This window comes from Georgenia satyanarayanai (genome assembly GCF_900116375.1).
GTDB classification, from domain to species: Bacteria; Actinomycetota; Actinomycetes; order Actinomycetales; family Actinomycetaceae; genus Oceanitalea; species Oceanitalea nanhaiensis.
This window is the reverse complement of the sequence record NZ_UETB01000002.1, coordinates 44,821-65,724: the sequence shown is the minus strand read 5'-3', so window position 1 is coordinate 65,724 and position 20,904 is coordinate 44,821. Positions and strand designations below refer to the sequence as shown.

Annotated in this window: 20 protein-coding genes and 1 tRNA gene; 16 read left to right on the top strand and 5 right to left on the bottom strand. The window is 72.9% G+C overall.

The features are described 5' to 3' along the window. Positions 1-18: 18 nt before the first annotated feature. Entirely contained in the window at positions 19-1,389 is a 1,371-nt protein-coding gene (locus DSZ44_RS04445; RefSeq protein WP_110851412.1) for an FAD-binding oxidoreductase, read from the top strand. Here the strand turns inward: DSZ44_RS04445 and DSZ44_RS04440 are convergent. The 4 genes from DSZ44_RS04440 to DSZ44_RS04425 all read right to left on the bottom strand — a co-directional run bounded on the left by DSZ44_RS04440 (position 1,386) and on the right by DSZ44_RS04425 (position 4,828). Beyond that, positions 1,386-1,883: a MarR family winged helix-turn-helix transcriptional regulator gene (locus DSZ44_RS04440; RefSeq protein WP_110851411.1), complete on the bottom strand. Its 498-nt coding sequence runs from the start codon at positions 1,881-1,883 to the stop codon at positions 1,386-1,388. The genes DSZ44_RS04445 and DSZ44_RS04440 overlap by 4 nt on opposite strands. A gap of 116 nt (positions 1,884-1,999) precedes the next feature. After that, positions 2,000-3,223, bottom strand: coding sequence for an ABC transporter permease (locus tag DSZ44_RS04435; protein WP_110851410.1), 1,224 nt, complete (start codon positions 3,221-3,223; stop codon positions 2,000-2,002). Then, entirely contained in the window at positions 3,220-4,140 is a 921-nt protein-coding gene (locus DSZ44_RS04430) for an ABC transporter ATP-binding protein (protein WP_110851409.1), read from the bottom strand. The genes DSZ44_RS04435 and DSZ44_RS04430 overlap by 4 nt, the downstream gene beginning before the upstream one ends. 73 nt (positions 4,141-4,213) lie before the next feature. Next, complete coding sequence (locus DSZ44_RS04425; RefSeq protein ID WP_110851408.1) at positions 4,214-4,828, bottom strand: TetR/AcrR family transcriptional regulator; 615 nt, start codon at positions 4,826-4,828, stop codon at positions 4,214-4,216. Positions 4,829-4,952: 124 nt separating this feature from the next. On the opposite strand from DSZ44_RS04425, the gene DSZ44_RS04420 reads away from it, so the two are divergent. The 6 genes from DSZ44_RS04420 (at position 4,953) to pth (ending at position 10,415) form a co-directional block, all read left to right on the top strand. Beyond that, positions 4,953-5,024, top strand: a tRNA-Gln gene (locus tag DSZ44_RS04420). Between the two features lie 177 nt (positions 5,025-5,201). Continuing rightward, positions 5,202-6,749: a bifunctional UDP-N-acetylglucosamine diphosphorylase/glucosamine-1-phosphate N-acetyltransferase GlmU gene (gene glmU / locus DSZ44_RS04415; RefSeq protein WP_373681231.1), complete on the top strand. Its 1,548-nt coding sequence runs from the start codon at positions 5,202-5,204 to the stop codon at positions 6,747-6,749. Continuing rightward, complete coding sequence (locus DSZ44_RS04410) at positions 6,746-7,726, top strand: ribose-phosphate diphosphokinase (RefSeq protein ID WP_110851406.1); 981 nt, start codon at positions 6,746-6,748, stop codon at positions 7,724-7,726. Before glmU ends, DSZ44_RS04410 begins: the two co-directional genes overlap by 4 nt. A gap of 283 nt (positions 7,727-8,009) precedes the next feature. Then, positions 8,010-8,927, top strand: coding sequence for a type IV toxin-antitoxin system AbiEi family antitoxin (locus DSZ44_RS04405; protein ID WP_146237475.1), 918 nt, complete (start codon positions 8,010-8,012; stop codon positions 8,925-8,927). 209 nt (positions 8,928-9,136) lie between these two features. Then, positions 9,137-9,757 carry a 50S ribosomal protein L25/general stress protein Ctc gene (locus tag DSZ44_RS04400; RefSeq protein ID WP_258369221.1) on the top strand — a complete coding sequence of 207 codons (621 nt, stop codon included), beginning with the start codon at positions 9,137-9,139 and terminating at the stop codon, positions 9,755-9,757. Between the two features lie 64 nt (positions 9,758-9,821). Continuing rightward, positions 9,822-10,415, top strand: a complete 594-nt coding sequence (gene pth, locus DSZ44_RS04395) for an aminoacyl-tRNA hydrolase (protein ID WP_110851404.1) — start codon at positions 9,822-9,824, stop codon at positions 10,413-10,415. A gap of 3 nt (positions 10,416-10,418) precedes the next feature. Here the strand turns inward: pth and DSZ44_RS04390 are convergent, their stop codons facing one another. Continuing rightward, positions 10,419-11,039 (bottom strand): L-threonylcarbamoyladenylate synthase, encoded by a 621-nt coding sequence (locus DSZ44_RS04390; protein ID WP_110851403.1) that lies wholly within the window; start codon positions 11,037-11,039, stop codon positions 10,419-10,421. A 145-nt stretch (positions 11,040-11,184) separates the two neighbouring features. Between DSZ44_RS04390 and mfd the strand changes: the two genes are divergently transcribed. The 9 genes from mfd to DSZ44_RS04350 all read left to right on the top strand — a co-directional run bounded on the left by mfd (position 11,185) and on the right by DSZ44_RS04350 (position 20,875). Next, complete coding sequence (mfd, locus tag DSZ44_RS04385) at positions 11,185-14,778, top strand: transcription-repair coupling factor (protein ID WP_110851402.1); 3,594 nt, start codon at positions 11,185-11,187, stop codon at positions 14,776-14,778. 202 nt (positions 14,779-14,980) lie between these two features. After that, on the top strand, positions 14,981-15,139 hold the full coding sequence (locus DSZ44_RS18190) for a hypothetical protein (RefSeq protein ID WP_181424534.1): 159 nt from the start codon (positions 14,981-14,983) through the stop codon (positions 15,137-15,139). A gap of 99 nt (positions 15,140-15,238) precedes the next feature. Next, positions 15,239-15,790 carry a hypothetical protein gene (locus DSZ44_RS04380; protein WP_110851401.1) on the top strand — a complete coding sequence of 184 codons (552 nt, stop codon included), beginning with the start codon at positions 15,239-15,241 and terminating at the stop codon, positions 15,788-15,790. Then, entirely contained in the window at positions 15,787-16,446 is a 660-nt protein-coding gene (locus tag DSZ44_RS04375) for a nucleoside triphosphate pyrophosphohydrolase (RefSeq protein ID WP_258369219.1), read from the top strand. Before DSZ44_RS04380 ends, DSZ44_RS04375 begins: the two co-directional genes overlap by 4 nt. Positions 16,447-16,525: 79 nt before the next feature. Then, positions 16,526-17,800, top strand: a complete 1,275-nt coding sequence (gene eno, locus DSZ44_RS04370; RefSeq protein ID WP_110851656.1) for a phosphopyruvate hydratase — start codon at positions 16,526-16,528, stop codon at positions 17,798-17,800. A 107-nt stretch (positions 17,801-17,907) separates the two neighbouring features. Then, complete coding sequence (locus tag DSZ44_RS04365) at positions 17,908-18,546, top strand: FtsB family cell division protein (RefSeq protein WP_110851400.1); 639 nt, start codon at positions 17,908-17,910, stop codon at positions 18,544-18,546. A gap of 39 nt (positions 18,547-18,585) precedes the next feature. Next, on the top strand, positions 18,586-19,113 hold the full coding sequence (locus DSZ44_RS04360; RefSeq protein WP_110851399.1) for a DUF501 domain-containing protein: 528 nt from the start codon (positions 18,586-18,588) through the stop codon (positions 19,111-19,113). After that, positions 19,110-20,042: a Ppx/GppA phosphatase family protein gene (locus DSZ44_RS04355; protein ID WP_110851398.1), complete on the top strand. Its 933-nt coding sequence runs from the start codon at positions 19,110-19,112 to the stop codon at positions 20,040-20,042. The genes DSZ44_RS04360 and DSZ44_RS04355 overlap by 4 nt, the downstream gene beginning before the upstream one ends. Before the next feature lie 38 nt (positions 20,043-20,080). Next, positions 20,081-20,875, top strand: a complete 795-nt coding sequence (locus DSZ44_RS04350; protein WP_110851397.1) for a uracil-DNA glycosylase — start codon at positions 20,081-20,083, stop codon at positions 20,873-20,875. The last annotated feature ends 29 nt before the right edge of the window (positions 20,876-20,904 follow it).

The following is a 20,904-nucleotide window of genomic DNA, read 5'->3' as shown; positions in this document are numbered from 1 at the left end:
CTGGAATAGGGGTCGACGATGACAGCCCTCGCCCACCTGGAGCGGGCCCTGACCGGCCGGCTCCACCGTCCCGACGCCGACGGCTTCGCCGAGCTCACCGCCCGGGAGTTCGCCGCCCTCGACGACCCGCCCGCCGCCGTCGCGCAGGTGCGCACGACGGCGGAGGTCGTCGCCGCCGTCCGCGGCGCCCGAGAGGCGGGCCTCTCCGTCGCTGTCCGCAGCGGCGGCCACAGCTACGCCCACCACAGCGCCGGTCCCCGCGGCCTCGTCCTCGACGTGCGCGGCCTGGACTCCGTCTCGATCGACCCGGACGCGCTCGTCGGCCACGCCGGCGGCGGTGCGACCGCCGGCGCGTACAGCCGCGCGGCGGGGGAGCACGGGCTCGCCACCGGGTTCGGGGATGCCGGGACCGTCGGTGTCGCGGGCATCGCCCTCGGCGGCGGCATCGGGTTCCTCAGCCGCCGGGACGGGCTCACGGTCGACAACGTCCTCGCCGCCGAGGTCGTGCTCGCCGACGGGAGCGTCGTCACCGCGGACCCGGAGCACCACCCGGACCTCTTCTGGGCGCTCCGGGGCGGGGGCGGCAACTTCGGTGTCGTCACGAGCCTGACCCTCCGCCTGCATCCGACGTCGGCCGTCACCGGCGGGATGCTCGTCCTCGAGCCCACCCCCGAGCGCCTCGCCGCCGCCAATCAGGCGGTCCTCGACGCTGCCGACGGGCTCAGCGCGATGATCAACCTCCTCGTCGCCCCGCCCGCGCCGTTCCTCCCCGAGTCGCTGCACGGCAGACCGATCATGCTCGTCCTCGTGTGCTGGTCGGGCCCGGAGGCGGACGCGGCCGAGGCGCTCGCACCCCTCCGGGCGCTCGGTCAGCCGCTCGTCGACGACATCGGCCCCCGCGCGTACGCCGACATGCTGCAGGGCCCGCCCCGGTCACCCCAGCCGCTGCACCCGGTGATGCGGACCGGCTTCACCGACCGCCTCGACGAGCAGTGGGCCGCCACCGCCATCGAGGCGGTGACGACCGCGAGGACGTTCACGGCCCTCAACCTCCGCCCCATGGGCGGGGCGATCGCCCGCGTCCCGGTGGACGCGACCGCGTTCGCGCACCGGCACCACGCCGTCATGGCGTCCGTCGCCGCGCCCACGCCGGACGTCACCGCCCTGCCCACCGCACAGGCGTGGGCCGACGCCACGGCGGGGTCGCTCGGCCTGGTCGGCGCGGGGTACATGAACTTCATGTCGGAGAGGACGGCGGACGACGTCGTCGCGGCCTATCCCGGCGGGATCCTCGAGCGGCTGCGGGAGGTCAAGCGGACCTACGACCCGGGCAACGTCTTCCGGTACAACCACAACGTCACGCCCGCCCCGGCGGGCCCGGGCGGCTAGGAGTCCAGCGGGAGCAGGAGCCGGCGCAGGAGACTGGTGAGGAGCTCCGCCTCCTCCGGCTCGAGCTCGGCGAGCAGCTGCTGCTCGGAGTCGAGGAGGTCGGCCATCGCGGCGTCGACCGTCTCCTTGCCGCGGGGGGTGAGGCGGACGAGGACGACGCGACGGTCCGTCGCCCCGACCGCGCGCACGACGTACCCGTGGGCGACCATCCGGTCGATGCGGTTGGTCATCGTTCCCGAGGACACGAGCGTCTCGTTGAGCAGCCGCCCCGCGGTCAGCTCGTAGGATGCGCCGGCGCGTCGCAGCGCGGACAGGACGTCGAACTCCCAGCCCTCGAGCGCGTGGTCGATGAAGACCCGACGGCGGGCGAGGTCGAGCCGGCGCGAGAGGCGTGAGACCCGGGAGAAGACGTGCAGCGGGCGAGGATCGAGGTCGGGGCGCTCCCGGCCCCACGCCGCAACGATGCGGTCGACCTCGTCCTGACCCTGGAGCATGCCCCGAGATTACTCGACATCGAGATAAATCGGTGGAGGCGCTCACACCCCCGTTCATGCGCGAGAGCCGGACTCCTCGGGCAAGGAGTCCGGCTCTCGACGGTGCGGCGGGGGTGTCAGCCCCGCAGCGCGTCCGTCAGCTTCATCCGCCCACCGGTGTGGAGGACGCCGCGGCGGTAGACGCGCCCGGCGATGAGGACGAGCACCGGGATCGCCACGAGCGCGATGCCGATGGACAGGAGCATCTCCCACGTCTCGACACCGCCGAACACGTGACGCACCGGCATCATGAAGGGGGAGAAGAACGGGATCTGGGACAGGACCCGGACCACGGTGCCGTCCGGGTCGGACGTCACCATGAACATCGCGAGGTAGTACGGCACGAACATGAGGAACATGAGCGGCGTGGTGACCGCCCCGATCTCCTCCTGCCGCGAGATGAGCGCCGCGAAGCCGCCGAAGAGCAGCGAGAACACGGTGAAGCCGAGGAAGAACCACAGGAGGACGAGCAGCAGCGTCCCGCCGAGGTCGATCTGGAAGCCGTCGAGGAGGCCGGTGACCCAGGCGGGGACGGCCGCGGCAGCGCTGAGCACGACCACCTGGACGAGGCTGACGATCCCGATGCCGAGGATCTTGCCGGCGAGCAGCTCGGAGGGCCGGATCGTCGCGAGCAGGATCTCCACCACGCGGGAGGTCTTCTCCTCCACCACGCCCATCGCGATGAGGGAGCCCGAGCCGATGAGGGCGAAGAGGAGCAGCGAGATCGCGAGCACGGCCACGAGGTACTGCGGTCCGAACTGGTCGGCGTCCTCGTCGGTCTGGACGCTCGCGACCTGCGGGCCGGCCGTCGCGAGCGCCTCGTTGAAGGCCTGCGGGTCCCCACCGAGCTCGCTCACCTGGGTGGCGAGGACGTGGGCCTGGACGGCGCTGGTGACGACGGCGAGGAGCTGCTGGTCGGCGTCCTCCTCGACGAGCATCTCCGGACGGGCGGGGTCCCCGCCGAGGAAGGCGTCGAGGTCCTCGGCCAGGCGCGGCTCGGCGTCGTCGCGGCTGAGCTCCTCGACGTCGACCGTGGTGTCGAGGGCCAACCCGGCGGCGACGAGCTGGGGCTCGAGCTCGGCGGTGCCGCTGTCGAGCGCGACGGTGAAGTCCGCGGCGTCGTCGCCCTCCCGGCCGGCGAAGTAGTCGAGGACGAAGATCCCGACGACGATGACGGCGGTCATGATGGCCAGCGAGATGAGGTTCGACTTCGTGAAGAAGCGCGCCTTCACCTCGCGGCGGGCCACCATCCCGACGTTGGCGAGGGTGGAGTTGCGGCTGGTGCGGTCCTTCGTGCTCATGCTGCGTCCTTCTCCTCGGTCTCGCTGACGACGCCACGGAACAGGTCGGCGAGCGACGGCACGACCGGCCCGAACTCGCGCAGCTGTCCGGCGCTGGTCGCGGCGGCCAGCAGCGGTTGCTCGACCCCTGCGTCGTGGCCGGTGAGCTCGACGACCACCTCGCGGCCGTCGTCGGACAGCACCCGGGCCCCGGGCACCGTCCGTGCCCACCCGGCCGAGGCGCCGTCCACGACAGCCCGCCAACGCGCGTTCGGCGTGCGGCGCAGCTCCTCCTTCGTGCCGACGGCGACCATCTGCCCGGCGCGGACGATGCCGACGCGGTCGCACAGACGCTCGACGAGGTCGAGCTGGTGGGAGGAGAAGACGACGGGGACGCCGGCGGCGGCGCGCTCGGCGAGGACGCCGCTCATCACGTCGACGGCCACCGGGTCCAGCCCGGAGAACGGCTCGTCGAGCACGAGGATCTCCGCCTCGTGGACGAGTGCGGCGGCCAGCTGCACGCGCTGCTGGTTGCCCAGGGAGAGCTTCTCGACGTCGTCGTCGCGGCGCGCGGCGACACCCAGGCGTTCGGTCCACTGCTCCATCGAGGCGGTGGCCTGCTTCTCGTTCATACCGTGCAGCCGCGCGAGGTAGACGAGCTGCTCGCCCACCTTCATCTTCGGGTACAGGCCGCGCTCCTCGGGCATGTAGCCGACGCGGCGGCGCATGTCGAGGTCGAGGGGCTGCCCCTTCCAGCGCACCTCGCCGGAGTCGGCGGCGAGCACGCCGAGCGCGATGCGCATCGCCGTCGTCTTGCCGGCTCCGTTGGAGCCGACGAAGCCGAAGATCTCCCCGGCCCCGACGGAGAAGGTGAGGTCCGTGAGGGCGCGGAGCGAGCCGTACGCCTTGTTGAGGTGGTCGAACTCGAGGTGTGGCATGGCCTCTTCCGTGATATCCGGGCGCTGTTCGGCCCGAGTCTAGGGGACCGGTGTGACGCCCGGAACGTGCGGCTCAGGTCGCGGCAGAGTCCGGCAGGCCGGTGAGGCGCGGGTGCTTCTCCAGGGACTGCAGGCCGTTCCACGAGAGGTTGACGAGGTGCGCGGCGACGGTCTCGCGATCGGGGCTGCGTGCCTCGAGCCACCACTGCCCGGTGAGCGCGATCATGCCGACGAGCATCTGCGCGTAGATCGGTGCCGTGCTCGTGGGCAGCCCACGACGGCGGAACTGCTCGGCCAGCAGGTGCTCCACCTGTGTCGCGACGTCCCCGATGAGCGAGGAGAAGGTGCCGGTGGCCTGCGCGACGGGGGAGTCGCGCACGAGGATGCGGAAGCCGTCGGTGTTGAGCTCGATGTACTCGAGCAGGGCCAGCGCCGTCCGCTCGACGATCCGCTTGGGGTGACCGCCCGTCTCCAGTGCGCCGCTCAGCGCCGCCAGCAGCTGCTGCAGCTCGCGGTCGACGATGACGGCGTACACGCCCTCCTTGCCGCCGAAGTGCTCGTAGACGACAGGCTTGGAGACCTTCGCGCGGGACGCGATCTCCTCCACGCTCGTGCCCTCGAAGCCCTTCTCGGCGAAGAGCTCGCGGCTGACGTCGAGCAGCTGCTCGCGGCGCTGGCCGGCGGTCATCCGGGCGCGGGACGTGCGAGATCGGTCACTGGTCACCCGCCCATCATGCCTGCCGGGGCGGGGACCGGCCGAGGACGTCCGCGACGGCCTGGCACACTAGGCGCTGCGCCGCTCCGCGACGCGATCCGCCCTGGTGTAACGGCAGCACACAGGCCTTTGGTGCCTTGAGGTCCGGGTTCGAATCCTGGGGGCGGAGCCCCGCGGACGGTCCCCGCAGGCGGGGAACGGCGGGTCCGTGCGTCTCGCGCCGGGATAGAGTGGTGAGCGCACGAAGCCCGGGGACAACCCCGAGCAGGACCCGACGAGGGAGCCGACACGCGTGAGTGCCCAGCCAGCCGCCGTCATCGTCCTTGCCGCAGGTGAGGGCACGAGAATGAAGTCCCGGACGCCGAAGGTGCTGCACCGCATCGCCGGCCGCAGCCTCCTCGGCTTCGCGCTCCGCGCCGGTGCCGAGCTCGACCCGCGGCGCCTCGCCGTCGTCGTGCGCCACGAGCGGGACACCGTCGCCGCGCACGCCGAGGAGGAGCTGCCCGGCGTCGTCGTCGTCGACCAGGACGCCGTGCCCGGGACTGGCCGCGCGGTCCAGTGCGCGCTCGGGGTCCTCGACGGGCTCGAGGAGGCCGGTGCGGCGCTCCTGTCCGGCGTCGCCGCGTCCGGCGGCGGACGCCTCGAGGGTCCGGTCGTCGTCACCGCCGGGGACGTGCCCCTGCTCGACTCCGCCACCCTGCAGCAGATGCTGGCGGCGCACGAGGCCGACGGCAACGCCGTCACCCTGCTCAGCACCCGCCTGCTCGACCCCTACGGCTACGGGCGAGTGGTGCGCGACGAGAGCGGCGACGTCGTCGCGATCGTCGAGGAGCGCGACGCCACCGCCGAGCAGCGTGAGATCGACGAGATCAACGCCTCCGTGTACGTCTTCGACGCCGACGTGCTCCGTGACGCCCTCACCCGCGTGGACGACGCCAACGACCAGGGCGAGGTCTACCTCACCGACGTCGTCGCCCTCGCCCACGGCGACGGCAAGCGGGTGCGTGCGCTCGTCGTCGAGGACGAGTGGCTCGTGACCGGCGTCAACGACCGCGCCCAGCTCGCGGCGATCGGCGCCGAGCTCAACCGCCGTGTCGTCGCCGAGTGGATGCGGGCCGGCGTCACCGTGGTCGACCCCGCCACCACGTGGGTCGACGTCGAGGTCCGCCTCGGCCGCGACGTCACCATCCACCCCGGCACCCAGCTGCACGGCTCCACGACCGTCGACGACGGCGCGGAGATCGGTCCCGACACCACCCTGCGTGACGTCGTCGTCGGCGCCGAGGCGACCGTCGTCCGCACCCACGGCTTCAGCGCCACCGTCGGCCCGCGCGCCACGGTCGGCCCCTTCGCCTACCTGCGCCAGGACACCGTCCTGGGCGAGGGCGGCAAGATCGGCACGTTCGTCGAGACCAAGGACGCGCAGATCGGCGCCGGCTCCAAGGTCCCGCACCTGTCCTACGTCGGTGACGCGGAGATCGGGGAGGGCACGAACATCGGCGCCGCCTCCGTCTTCGTCAACTACGACGGCGTGAAGAAGCACCGCTCGAAGGTCGGCAACGGCGCGCGCACCGGCTCGGACAACATGTTCGTCGCGCCGGTGACCGTCGGTGACGGCGCCTACACCGGTGCGGGCACCGTCCTGCTCAAGGACGTCCCGCCGGGCGCGCTGGCCGTCAACTCCATGACGCAGCGCAACATCGAGGGCTGGGTGCTGCGGCGCCGGCCCGGTACGCCCTCCGCGGAGGCCGCGAGCAAGGTGCTCGGGGCCGACGAGGATCGTGAGCTCTCCCCCCAGGCACGGGCCGAGCTGGCCCGCGGCAACCACGGCACCGCCGTCCCTCGCGACGGCGACGCCCCCTCCGACACGACCGGGAGCAGCACCGAGCGATGACAGGCATCACCTCACGCGGCGAGAAGCGACTCGTCCTTGTGTCCGGACGTGCGCACCCCGCCCTGGCGAGCGCCGTCGCCGAGGAGCTCGAGACCGAGCTCGTCCCCACCACGGCGTACGACTTCGCCAACGGTGAGATCTACGTCCGCTTCGAGGAGAGCGTGCGAGGCTCGGACGCCTTCGTGCTCCAGTCGCACACGGCGCCGATCAACCAGTGGCTCATGGAGCAGCTGCTCATGGTCGACGCGCTCAAGCGTGCCTCGGCCAAGCGCATCACGGTCATCGCGCCCTTCTACCCCTACGCCCGGCAGGACAAGAAGCACAAGGGCCGCGAGCCCATCTCCGCGCGCTTCATCGCCGACATGTTCAAGACCGCCGGCGCGGACCGCCTCATGTCGGTGGACCTCCACGCCGCGCAGGTGCAGGGCTTCTTCAACGGGCCCGTCGACCACCTGTGGGCGATGCCGATCCTCACCGACTACGTGCGTTCACGGGTCGACACGAGCAACGTCACCGTCGTCTCCCCGGACGCCGGCCGCATCCGGGTGGCCGAGAAGTGGGCCGAGAAGCTCGGCGGGGGACCGCTCGCCTTCGTCCACAAGACCCGCGACATCACCAGGCCGAACCAGGCGGTGGCCAACCGCGTGGTCGGTGAGGTCGAGGGGCGCACCTGCGTGCTCGTCGACGACCTCATCGACACCGGCGGCACCATCGCCGAGGCCGTCAAGGTGGTCAAGGCCGCCGGGGCGCGGGACGTCATCGTCGCCGCCACCCACGGCGTGCTGTCCGACCCGGCCGCGCAGCGGCTGAGCGAGTGCGGCGCCCGGGAGGTCGTCATCACCGACACCCTCCCGATCGACGTGAGCAAGCACTTCCCCCAGCTCACGGTGCTGCCGATCGCGCCGCTCCTCGCGCGTGCGATCCGTGCGGTGTTCGACGACGGCTCGGTGACCAGCCTCTTCGACGGCAACGCGTAGGGCCTCCGGCGTCCGCGGCCCTCCCGGACCGCCTCCGAGAAGCCGCCGTCCGTCGGAGGCCGCCGTCCTCCTCCGGATCGAGTGCACGCGAAAGTGACGGCCGCGGGTCTCGCGACACCCGCGGCCGTCACTTTCGCCTGCGCTCGCGGGTGGGGGGCCTACGGTCGCTGCCCGGGTGGGGACGACCGACCGGGGTGATCCACAGCGACGGAGAGTGGCCAGGGCTCCACAGGACCGCGCTGCCTCCGCGCCGGGTGGGCGGGTGGTGCCCGACTCTGGCTCGATGAACCAGCCGCCTCCCACTCTGATCCGAACGCGCCAGGCTGTCTCGCGAGGTGTCGACCCCAGGAGGAACGCCTCCCAGTACGTCAAGGTCCGGCACGGGACCTATCTGCCACGTACGGAGTGGGAAGCGGCCGGGAAGGAACGGCGGTACGAGCTCTACGTCCGGGCAACTGTCGAGTCCCTGAAGGTCTCGGCGCCCCTGGCCCGCGAGTCCGCAGCGGTCCTGCTCGGGCTTCCCATCGTCGGTGGGTGGCCGACGGTCACCCATGTCGTGGAGGAAGCGGGATCCGGAGGTCGTGGCAGCGCCCACGTGGCGCGCCACGGGACCCGGTACGTGCCCGAGGTCATCCTCGTCGACGGCATCGCCGTGACATCGGCACCGCGCACCGTCGTGGACCTGGCACGGGTGCGGAGCTTCGCCTCCGGACTGGCGAGCGCCGATTACGCTGTGAGGCACGGCCTCGTGACGACCGCGGAGCTCGAGGCCGAGGTTGAGCGGCTCGCCGGGACACGGGGCATCCAGCGTGCCCGTGCCGTCGTCGAGCACGCCGACGGACGCGCAGAGTCCGTCGGTGAGTCACTGAGCCGCGCGCAGATGATCACCTTGGCGGTGCCCCTACCGGTGCTGCAGGAGGAGTTCTTCGACGAGAACGGCTTCATCGGACGCACCGACTTCTGGTGGCCGGAGCTCGGCCTCTGCGGAGAGTTCGACGGCTTCGTGAAGTTCGGACGCGAGCTTCTGGGCTCCGACGAGGATGCGCGCGAAGCCCTCTGGAAGGAGAAGCAGCGCGAGGACCGGTTGCGCCGGGCGGGGAACGACATGGCGCGCTGGACCTGGGACGAGGCCTATCGCCTCGAGACGTTCGCGCGCCTGATGGCATCGGTCGGCCTCGTCCCGGGCGGCGACCGCAGGTGAAGCAGCCGAGCGCGCCGGCGATGCGGGTAGCGGTCGTCACGTTCACCTGCGCTCGATCGGGTGGTTGCGCGTCGGGTATCATCGACAGGTTGCCTCGGCGAGGGAGTTCGGACACCGGCTCCGTGATCGACGCGGTGGCGCCTCCGGGTGCCGCGTGTCCTCCCGTGCCCTGGCGCTGCCGCCGTACCGACGCCCAACAGGAGATCCCCGTGGCCGACACCCATACCCTCAACGCCTCGACCCGCACCGAGTTCGGCAAGGGCGCCGCCCGCCGCACCCGCCGCGCGAACCTCATCCCGGCCGTCCTCTACGGGCACGGTGAGGCCCCCCAGCACCTCGCGCTCGAGTCCCACGCGACCTTCCTCGCGCTCAAGGACAACGCGAACGCGCTGCTCACCCTCGTCATCGACGGCAAGAAGCAGACCGCCCTCGCCAAGGACGTCCAGCGCGACCCGGTCCGCCGCACGATCGACCACGTCGACCTCGTCATCGTCCGCAAGGGCGAGAAGGTCACCGTCGAGGTCCCGGTCCACGTCGTCGGCGAGTCCGCTCCCGGCACGATCCACCAGGTCGAGCTGCAGCACCTCACGGTGACCGTCCCGGCGACGAACATCCCCGAGATCATCGAGGTCTCCATCGAGGGTCTCGAGGACGGCGCCATCCTGCGCGTCAGCGACATCCCCCGCCCCGAGGGCGCGACGATCGACGTCGACCCGGAGCACGAGGTCGTCATCGTCTCCACGCCGCGTGCGTCGGCCGACGACCTCGCCGCCGACGAGGCGTCCGCCGAGGCCGGCTCCTCCGCCGGCGCGGACTCCTCCGAGGCCTGATGCCCTGAGCCCACGTCACGCCCGGCAGGGCGTGACGTGGGCTCACGTCTGTGCAGGGAGAGACATGAACGACACCTGGCTCGTGGCCGGGCTCGGCAACCCCGGCCCGAAGTACGCCGGCAACCGGCACAACGTCGGGCGGATGGTCATCGACCTCCTCTCCCGCCGTGCCGGCAGCTCGCTCACCAGCCACAAGGCGCGCGCCCACGTGGCCGACGCACGCCTCGGCGTGCTTCCGGGTGGGGCGCCCGGACCGCGGGTCGTCCTCGCCATCCCCGGCACGTACATGAACGTCTCCGGCGAACCGGTCAGCGCCCTGCTCCGCTTCTACGACATCCCCCCGGAGCGCCTCCTCGTCATCCACGACGAGCTCGACCTGCCGCCGAGCACGCTGCGTCTCAAGCGCGGCGGCGGCGAGGGTGGGCACAACGGCCTGCGGTCCATCTCCGCCTCGACCGGCACCCGCGACTACGTGCGCCTGCGCGTCGGCATCGGCCGACCGCCGGGCCGGATGGACGCCGCGGACTTCGTCCTGCGCGACTTCTCCCCTGCCGAGCGGCCCGAGCTCCTCGTCACGCTGGAGGAGGCGGCCGACGCCGTCGAGCACGTCGTCACCGAGGGTCTGGAGAAGGCACAGCTGCGCCTCCACACCCCCTGAGGCTCACTCGAAGCGGGAGGTGTCTCCCGCGCCGGCACGCACCACCTCGGGCGTGCCGCCGGTGAGGTCGACGACGGTGGTCGGCTCGACCGATGCCACCGGTGCGTCGACGACGACGTCCACGAGGTGCCCGATCTCGTCGTTGACGACCCAGCCCTCCGACATCGTCTCCGCGCTGCCCGGCAGGATGAGCGAGGAGGTGAGCATCGGCTCCCCGAGCTCGGACAGCAGCGCGAGGGGCACCCGGTGGTCCGGCACGCGCACGCCGACGGTGAGCTTCTTCGGCTGGAGCATCATCCGGGGCACCTCCTTCGTCGCCTTGACGATGAAGGTGTAGGGACCGGGCGTCAGCGACTTCACCAGCCGGAAGGCGGCGTTGTCGAGGATGACGAAGGTGCCCGCCTGCGCGAGGGTGGCGCACATGAGGGTGAAGTGGTGCTTGTCGTCCAGCCGCCGGATCGTGCGGATCCGGTCGAGGGCTTCCTTGCTGCCCAGCCGTGCGCCGAGCGCGTACCCGGAGTCGGTCGGGTAGGCGATGAGGCCGCCGTCGCGCAGCGCCTCGGTGACCTGCGCGAGGCGGCGCGGCTGGGGGTCCTGGGGGTGGAGCTCGATGTAGCGCGCCATCGGCCCAGTGTGCCGCACCTCGGCTCGGCCGGCAGCGGAACGGCACGGCTCACCGGGAGACGGGCGGCGAGCCGCCGTAGAATCGGAGGGTCCCCCGCTCCTGCCAGGATGCGGGGCGCCTGTGCTGCCCACCCGCGAAGGACCCATGCGACTCACCGGACTCATCCCTCCGCTCCTCGCCGACCCCGCCTTCGCCCAGGCGGTCGCCGCGGCCGCGCACGGCGGCGAGCGGACCGTGAGCATCCCGCTCGGAGTCCGTGCTGCCCTCGTCGCGGCGATCACCGAGCGTGAGGGGCGCACCGACCGGCCCGTCGTCGTCGTCACCGCCACCGGCCGTGAGGCCGACGACGCCGCTGCCGCCGTCCGTAACTTCCTTCCGGCCGACGACGTCGCCGTGCTGCCCTCGTGGGAGACCCTCCCGCACGAGCGGCTCTCCCCGCGCAGCGACACCGTGGCCCGCCGCATCGCGGTCTTCCGCCGCCTCGCCCACCCCGGCACCGGCCGCACCGGCCCGATCCGGGTGCTTGTCATGCCGGTGCGGGCGCTGCTCCAGCCGGTCATCAAGGGGCTCGGCGAGCTGCAGCCGGTCGAGCTCGAGGTCGGTGACGAGCACAGCCTCGAGGACGTGGCGGCCGGCCTGTCCGCGGCGGCCTACTCGCGCGTCGACATGGTCGAGGCCCGCGGCCAGTTCGCCGTCCGCGGCGGCATCCTCGACGTGTTCCCGCCGGCCGAGGACCACCCGATGCGCGTGGAGTTCTGGGGTGACACCGTCGAGGAGATCCGCTGGTTCTCCGTCGCGGACCAGCGCAGCCTCGACGTCGCCGACCACGGCCTGTGGGCGCCGCCAGCGCGCGAGATGCTCCTCACCGGAGCGGTCCGCGCCCGCGCCAAGGCACTCGTCGCGGAAATGCCCGGCGCCGCGGACATGCTCGAGCGGCTGAGCGAGGGCATCGCCGTCGAGGGGATGGAGTCCCTGGCCCCGCTCCTCGTGGACGGCCTCCAGCCGGTGCTCGACCTCGTCCCCGACGACGCGCTCGTCCTCATGTCCGAGCCCGAGCGCATCCGCCGCCGCGCGCACGACCTGGTGTCCACCACCGAGGAGTTCCTCGCCGCGGCCTGGGCCTCCGCCGCGGCAGGCGGCACGACGCCCGTCGAGCTGCGCAGCGCCTCCTTCGCGACGCTCGAGGACACCCACGACCTCGCCCGCGGCCGCGGGCTGGGCTGGTGGGACCTCACCAGTCTGTCCGCCGAGATGCCCGACGCCCCCGACGACGACGGCGCAGCGGGCGAGGACACCGCCGCCGTCGCCGCCCGCGACGTCGAGCCCTACCGCGGCGACCTCCCGCGCGCCCTCGCCGACCTGCGCGCCCTCACCCAGGACGGGTGGCGGCTCCTCGTCACCACCCAGGGGCCCGGCCCGGCCCGGCGCATGGTCGAGCAGCTCGCCGACGCCGACGTCCCCGCTCGCCAGGTCGAGGACGTCGTCGAGGAGCCGCCCGCCTCCGTCGTCCTCGTCACGCCGGCGTCCGTCCCGCGCGGCTTCGTCGCCCCCGGGCTGCGGCTCGCGATCGTCACCGAGTCCGACCTCACCGGCCGCGCGGGGACCTCCACCCGCGACATGCGCAAGATGCCCTCGCGGCGCCGGGGCGTCGTCGACCCCCTCGCCCTGCGGCCCGGCGACTACGTCGTCCACGAGCAGCACGGCGTCGGGCGTTTCATCGAGCTCATCCAGCGCACCGTGGGCCGCGGGAAGGAGGCCACCACCCGCGAGTACCTCGTCATCGAGTACGCGTCCTCCAAGCGCGGTCAGCCCGGGGACCGGCTCTTCGTGCCGACGGACTCCCTGGACCAGGTGACGAAGTACTCCGGCGGGGAGGCGCCCAGCGTCAACAAGATGGGCGGCGGGGACTGGGCCAAGACGAAGAGCCGTGCCCGCAAGGCCGTCCGTGAGATCGCCGCCGAGCTCATCCGTCTCTATGCGGCGCGCGCCTCGACCAAGGGGCACGCCTTCGGCCCCGACACCCCGTGGCAGCGTGAGCTCGAGGACGCCTTCCCCTACGTCGAGACGCCCGACCAGCTCGTCACCATCGAGGAGGTCAAGGCGGACATGGAGCGGCAGATGCCGATGGACCGCCTCCTGTCCGGTGACGTCGGCTACGGCAAGACGGAGATCGCCCTGCGTGCCGCCTTCAAGGCGGTCCAGGACGGCAAGCAGGTGGCCGTGCTCGTCCCCACGACCCTGCTCGTCCAGCAGCACTTCGACACATTCTCCGAGCGTTACGCCGGGTTCCCGGTGGAGGTGCGCGCCCTGTCGCGCTTCCAGACCGACAAGGAGGCCGCCGAGACCCGCGAGGGCCTGAGCGCGGGCACGGTCGACGTCGTCATCGGCACCCACCGCCTCCTCACCGGGGAGGCCCGCTTCAAGGACCTGGGGCTGGTGATCATCGACGAGGAGCAGCGCTTCGGCGTCGAGCACAAGGAGACGCTCAAGCAGCTGCGCACCGACGTCGACGTCCTCGCGATGAGCGCGACCCCGATCCCGCGCACCCTGGAGATGGCGATCACCGGTATCCGGGAGATGTCGACGCTGGCGACCCCGCCGGAGGAGCGCCACCCGATCCTCACCTACGTCGGCCCCTACGAGGAGAAGCAGGTGGCCGCCGCGATCCGGCGCGAGATGCTGCGTGAGGGGCAGGTCTTCTTCGTCCACAACCGGGTCTCCTCGATCCAGCGGGCCGCCTCGCGCATCTCCGAGCTCGTGCCGGAGGCCCGGGTGGCCGTCGCCCACGGGCAGATGGGCGAGCACCAGCTGGAGAGGGTCATCCAGGACTTCTGGAACAAGGAGTTCGACGTCCTCGTCTGCACGACGATCGTCGAGACCGGCCTGGACATCTCCAACGCCAACACCCTGCTCGTCGACCGTGCCGACACCTTCGGCCTGTCCCAGCTCCACCAGCTGCGCGGCCGGGTGGGGCGTGGCCGTGACCGTGCCTACGCCTACTTCCTCTACCCGCCGGAGAAGCCGCTCACCGAGACGGCGCACGACCGGCTCACGACCATCGCCGCCCACACCGAGCTCGGGTCCGGCATCCAGGTCGCGATGAAGGACCTCGAGATCCGAGGGGCGGGCAACCTGCTCGGCGGGGAGCAGTCGGGCCACATCGCCGGCGTCGGTTTCGACCTCTACATCCGGATGGTGGCCGACGCCGTCGCGGAGTTCCGCGGGGAGAAGGAGCAGGAGAAGGCCGACGTCCGCATCGAGCTGCCGGTCGACGCGCACGTGCCCCACGACTACATCGAGCACGAGCGGCTGCGTCTGGAGGCGTACGCGAAGATCTCCGCCGCTGACGACGACGCCGCGATCGACGCCGTGCGCACCGAGCTCGCCGACCGGTACGGGCCCGTCCCGGAGCAGGTGGAGCGGCTGTTCGCGGTCGCGGCGCTGCGGACGCGGGCCCGCGCGGTGGGCCTGAGCGACATCACCGCGCAGGGCAGGTACGTCCGCTTCGCGCCGGTCGAGCTGCCGGAGTCGGCCCAGCTGCGCCTCAAGCGCCTCTACCCGGGCACCGTGCTCAAGCCGGCCGTCCGGACCATCCTCGTCCCGTTCCCGACGACGGCGAAGGTGGCGGGCAAGCCGCTGCACGACGCCGCCCTGCTCGTGTGGGCGGGGGAGCTCATCGAGGCGGTGCTCACCTCCTCGGTCGCCGCCGCCGCCCAGGTCGCCACCTCCACACCCTGACCCCACCCCGCTCTCGACACCACCGACGGCTGAGTTGTTCCAGTAACAAGTCAGCTGTGGGCGCATGGGGGCGCGGGGGTGGGCGCATGGGGGCGCGTCTGTGGGCGCTTGGGGCGCGGGGGGCGCAGGGGACGGTGACGGCGTGGCAGCCGGGGGGATGTCAGTGGTCGGTGTGACAGTGGGAGTGACGGAAGGAGACGACATGAGCACTGCCACCGCAGAGCGCACCCGCAGCACGTCCACGGCCGAGGACATCGACCGTGACGGCATCGAGGTCTACTGCCCCGAGGCCCGCGGCGCGACCCGCACCCGCCACTTCTTCTGCGAGTGCTGCGGCGCCACCGACCACGACCTTCTCTGACGAGCAGTCCTGCCCGCCTCGGCGGGCCAGGAGCGCTCCCCGGCTCCCGTACGATGGTGGGGGCTGGTGCGCCGCCGGCCGGACGAGGGAGGTAACACGGTGACATCGACGAGGCTGAGCCGCGGCACCGCCGCAGCCGCCCTGCTGACCGCACTCGCGCTCGGAGGTTGCTCCGCGCACCCCGGTGCCGCCGCCGTCGTGGACGGTGAGCGCATCAGCGAGGCCGAGCTCTCGCGCGCCGTGTCCGACTTCGCCGCCGTCACCGGCCAGCAGGTCGAGCCGGGCGCCATGCTCGGCACCCTCGTCGTCGCCCCCCTCCTCCTCGAGGTCGGCTCCGAGCACGGGGTGGGCGCCTCCGAGGACGAGGCCGTCGCCCTGCTCGACCAGCAGGCCGAGGCCGCCGGACTCCCCGCTCCCGAGGACGGCTACGGCAGCGGTGTCATCGACGTCGCGCAGATGACTCTCGTCAACCAGCGCCTCGCTGCGGCCCCCGAGGGTGCCGCGGCCGCGCAGGCGATCACCGAGCGCATCAGCCAGGCCGACGTCGAGGTCAGCCCCCGCTACGGCGAGTTCGACCCCAGCGGCCAGATCGCCCCGCAGGCCCTGCCCTGGATCGCCACGACCACCACGCCGGCCACCCCCCTCGGGTGACCGGCCAGGGGGAGGCACTGGCCGCCGTCGTCGCGGCCATGGACCGGCTGCGCTCACCCGGCGGCTGCCCCTGGGACGCCGAGCAGACCCACCGGTCGCTCGCGCCCTACGCCGTCGAGGAGGCCTTCGAGCTCGCCGAGGCCGCCGAGTCCGACGACCGTGACGCCCTGCGCGGCGAGCTCGGCGACCTCCTCCTCCAGGTCCTCTTCCACGCGCGCGTCGCGGAGGAGCACCCCAGCGACCCCTTCGGCCTCGACGACGTCGCCCAGGTCCTTCTCGACAAGCTCGTCCGCCGCCACCCCCACGTCTTTGCGGAGGCCGACGCCGCACGCTCGGCAGCCGACGTCGAGGCCGCCTGGCACGAGATCAAGAAGCTCGAGCGGACCGGTGAGGACGTGCTCGCCGGCATCCCGCTCGCGCTGCCCGCGCTCGCCCGCGCCCAAAAGGTGACCCGCCGCCTGCGCCGTGAGGGAACGGCCGACGACGTACTGCTCGACGCGGACTCCTCGCCCGCCGTCGTCGACGAGGAGGCCGCCCTGGGCCGCGAGCTCATGGGCCTCGTCCTGCGCGCCGAGGACGCCGGTGTCGACGCCGAGGCAGCCCTGCGCGCCCACCTGCGCCGGCTCCAGGACGGCCGCGGACAGGGTCCCAGCTGACGGAGGTCCCGGTCGCGTCCGCGGTCGCGGGACTATCGTGGACAGCGACAAGTCTGACGTCGACATGAAGGAGACATCCGTGGCCAGCATCGAGGCCGTAGGAGCACGCGAGATCCTCGACTCGCGTGGCAACCCCACCGTGGAGGTCGAGGTCGCACTGGACGACGGCACCGTCGCGCGCGCGGAGGTGCCCTCGGGCGCCTCGACCGGCGCGTTCGAGGCCGTCGAGCGCCGTGACGGCGACAAGGGCCGCTACCTCGGCAAGGGCGTCCAGGACGCCGTGAACGCCGTCGTCGACGACATCGCCCCCGAGGTCCTCGGACTCGAGGCCAGCGAGCAGCGCATCATCGACCAGACCCTCATCGAGCTCGACGGCACCGCCAACAAGGGCAAGCTCGGCGCCAACGCCATCCTCGGCGTCTCCCTCGCCGTGGCCCGCGCGGCCGCCGAGAGCGCCGGTCTGTCCCTCTTCCGCTACGTCGGCGGACCCAACGCCCACGTGCTGCCGGTCCCGATGATGAACATCCTCAACGGCGGCTCCCACGCGGACTCGAACGTCGACATCCAGGAGTTCATGGTCGCGCCGGTCGGTGCCGCCACCTTCAAGGAGGCGCTGCGCTGGGGGGCGGAGACCTACCACTCCCTCAAGTCCGTGCTCAAGAGCCGCGGCCTGGCCACCGGCCTGGGCGACGAGGGCGGGTTCGCCCCCAACCTGGAGAGCAACCGCGCCGCCCTGGACCTCATCCTCGAGGCCATCGAGAAGGCCGGTTTCACCCCGGGCGAGGACATCGCCCTGGCCCTGGACGTCGCCGCCACCGAGTTCTTCAAGGACGGCGCCTACCAGTTCGAGGGGACGGCCACCACGCCCGAGCAGATGGTCGCCTACTACACCCAGCTCGTGGCGGACTACCCGCTCGTGTCCATCGAGGACCCGCTGAGCGAGGACGAGTGGGGCAGCTGGTCCGACCTCGTCGCCGCCATCGGCACCCGCACCCAGATCGTCGGTGACGACCTGTTCGTCACCAACCCCGAGCGCCTGGCCAAGGGCATCGAGCTCCGCTCGGCCAACTCCCTGCTGGTCAAGCTCAACCAGATCGGCACGCTGACCGAGACCCTGGACGCCGTCTCCCTCGCCCAGCGCAACGGGTTCACCGCCATGGTCTCCCACCGCTCCGGTGAGACCGAGGACACGACGATCGCGGACCTGTCCGTGGCCGTCAACGCCGGCCAGATCAAGACCGGCGCGCCCGCCCGCGGCGAGCGCATCAACAAGTACAACCAGCTCCTGCGCATCGAGGAGGAGCTCGACGAGGCCGGCGTCTACGCCGGACGCTCCGCCTTCCCGCGCGCCTGAGCACCCGCGCACCACGGCCGGCCCGGCCCCCTCACGGGGTGCCGGGCCGGCCGACTCACGTGCACGGGCTACCGGGCGCCGGGCCGAGCGTGAGAGACGATGAGGACATGACAGCGCGCCGCCCGACCGGCCGCCGCGGTACCGGTGGCGCCGCGCGGCCCACCTCCGTGCGCCCCTCCGGCGGGCGACGTGGCGGGTACGCGGACGCCGCCCGGCCGTCCGCACCCAGCCGCCCCGCGGGCCCCAGCCGTGCCACCGGTTCCAGCCGCCCCTCCCCGGCCGCGCCCGCCGCGCGCGCCGCCCAGCAGGACCCGGGCGAGGAGGCGACCAGCCCCACGATCACCCTGCGCGGCCTGGGGCTCTTCGTCGTCGTGCTCGTCGCGTTCATCGTCCTCGCGCCCACCCTGCGCCACGCGGTCGAGCAGCAGGAGCAGCTGCGCCAGCTCAGCGCGGACATCGTCACCGCGGAGAAGCGCAACTCCGCCCTCGAGCTCGAGCTCGAGCAGTGGCAGGACGAGACCTTCGTCCAGGCGCAGGCCCGCGACCGGCTCGGTTACGTCATGCCGGGGGAGCAGACCTTCCGGGTCGTGGACCCCGAGACGGTCCTCGGGGAGGACGCCGAGGCCGAGACCGAGGCGTCCGGCGTGCCCGGGATGGCCGACGCCCCGTGGTACCTCGCGCTGTGGGAGTCGGTGTCGATGGCCGGCCAGGCTGTCCCGGGCGAGAAGCCACCGCCGGAGGGCTGAGGTTTCGTCGCCCGCCGGTCCGTGGGGGACAATCGCCCGGTGACCGACGCGCACCCCGTCTCCCCGACCGTGACGCCCGAGGACCTCGACGTCCTGGCCGAGCAGCTCGGCCGGCCCCCTCGTGGCGTCGTCGACATCGCTGCCCGGTGCGTGTGCGGCCGCCCGGTCGTCGTGCGCACCGCGCCGCGCCTGGACGACGGCACGCCCTTCCCCACGACCTTCTACCTCACCGCCCCCGGCGCCGTGCGGGCCGTGAGCACGCTCGAGGCCGAGGGCGTCATGCGCGAGATGACCGAGCGCCTGGCGCAGGACGAGGAGCTCGCCGCCGCCTACACCGCGGCCCACGAGGACTACCTCGCACGCCGTGCCGAGCTCGGCGAGGTCCCGGAGATCGCCGGCGTCTCCGCCGGTGGGATGCCCACCCGGGTCAAGTGCCTGCACGTCCTCGTCGGCCACGCCCTCGCCGCAGGCCCCGGGGTCAACCCGCTGGGGGACGAGGCGCTGCAGCTCATCGGTCCGCGCTGGCGGGTCGACCGGTGCAGCTGCACCGAGGGGAGCGAGCGATGACGCGCGTCGCCGCCATCGACTGCGGGACGAACTCCATCCGGCTCCTCATCGCCGACGTCTCGCGCCGCGGGCCGCTCGTGGAGGTGACGCGCCAGATGGAGGTCGTGCGCCTCGGGCAGGGCGTGGACCGCACCGGCATGCTCGACCCCGCCGCGCTCGGGCGCACCCTCACCGCGGTGCGCCGCTACGCCGAGATCTGCGCCGAGCACCGTGTCGAGTCGATCCGGTTCGTCGCGACGTCCGCCACCCGCGACGCCGGCAACCGCCACACCTTCGTCGACGGCGTCCGCACCCTGCTCGGCGTCGAGCCCGAGGTCGTCAGCGGTCAGGAGGAGGCCGCGCTGTCCTTCGCCGGCGCCGCGAGCGTCATCGGCTCCGAGCAGCCGCGCCCGCTCCTCGTCGTCGACATCGGCGGCGGCTCCACCGAGCTCGTCGTGGGCGACGACGTGCCCCGCACCGGCGTCTCCCTCGACATGGGCAGCGTCCGGCTCACCGAGCGGCACCTGCGCGCCGACCCGCCCACCGGCAAGCAGGTGAGGGCGGCCCGGCAGGACGTGCGGGACGCGCTCGCCGAGGCGGCCAGGGAGATATCGCTCGCCGAGGTGCGCACCGTCGTCGGGGTCGCGGGATCGGTCACCACGGTGACCGCGCACGCGCTCGACCTGCCCGAGTACGACCGCTCCCGCATCGACGGCGCCGAGCTGCCCACCCCCGCCGTGCTGGCGTCCTGCGAGGCGCTGCTCCACGCCACCCGCGAGGAGCGGGCAGCGATGGGCTTCATGCACCCGGGGCGGGTCGACGTCATCGGCGCCGGTGCCCTGATCTGGGGCGAGGTCGTCAGCGCTGTCCAGCGCGCGACCGGGAACCTGCCCACGGTCCGCACGAGCGAGCACGACATCCTCGACGGGATCGCGCTCAGCCTGCGCTGACCCGGCCCCCCCGCGCGCGGATCGGCCATCATGGCGGCATGAGCCATGTCCCTCCCGGGAGCGGGTGGCCGGGAGACCGCGCCACCCCGCAGACGCCCGTGGCGCGCTCCGCGGCCGGGGTGCGCCGGCTGGCGGCAGGCAGCGGGGACCTTGCCACCCTCGACGCCCGCTCCACCGTCTGCCGCGCCTGCCCGCGCCTGGTCGACTGGCGCGAGCACGTCGCCGACGTCAAGCGCCGGGCCTTCGCCGAGGAGACCTACTGGGGCCGGCCCGCGGCCGGCTTCGGGGACCCTGCCGCCCACCTGCTCGTCGTCGGTCTCGCCCCTGCCGCCCACGGGGCCAACCGCACCGGCCGGCTCTTCACCGGGGACCGCTCCGGGGACTGGATCTTCGCGGCACTGCACCGCGCCGGCTACGCCAACCAGGCGACGTCCGTCGCCGCTGACGACGGCCTCGAGCTCACCGGCGCGCGCATCGTCCCCGCCGTCCGCTGCGCCCCGCCCGACAACCGCCCCACCCCGGACGAGCGGGCCGCCTGCGCCGGCTGGCTGCACCGGGAGATCACCCTCCTGGAGCCGACGACGACGGCGGTGCTCGCCCTGGGCGGGATCGCCTGGCAGGCCGCGCTGGTCGCGCTCGTCGCGCTCGGCTGGCAGGTCCCACGGCCGCGGCCGGCCTTCGGGCACGGCGCCGAGGCGGACGTGACCTCCCCGGGCGGACGGACCGTTCGGCTCATCGGGTCCTACCACGTCTCCCAGCAGAACACCTTCACGGGCCGGCTCACCGAGGCCATGCTCGACGACGTCCTGGCGCGCTGCCGCGCGACGGCGTGAGGCCGGCGCCCGCCTAGGATGTTCGGGCG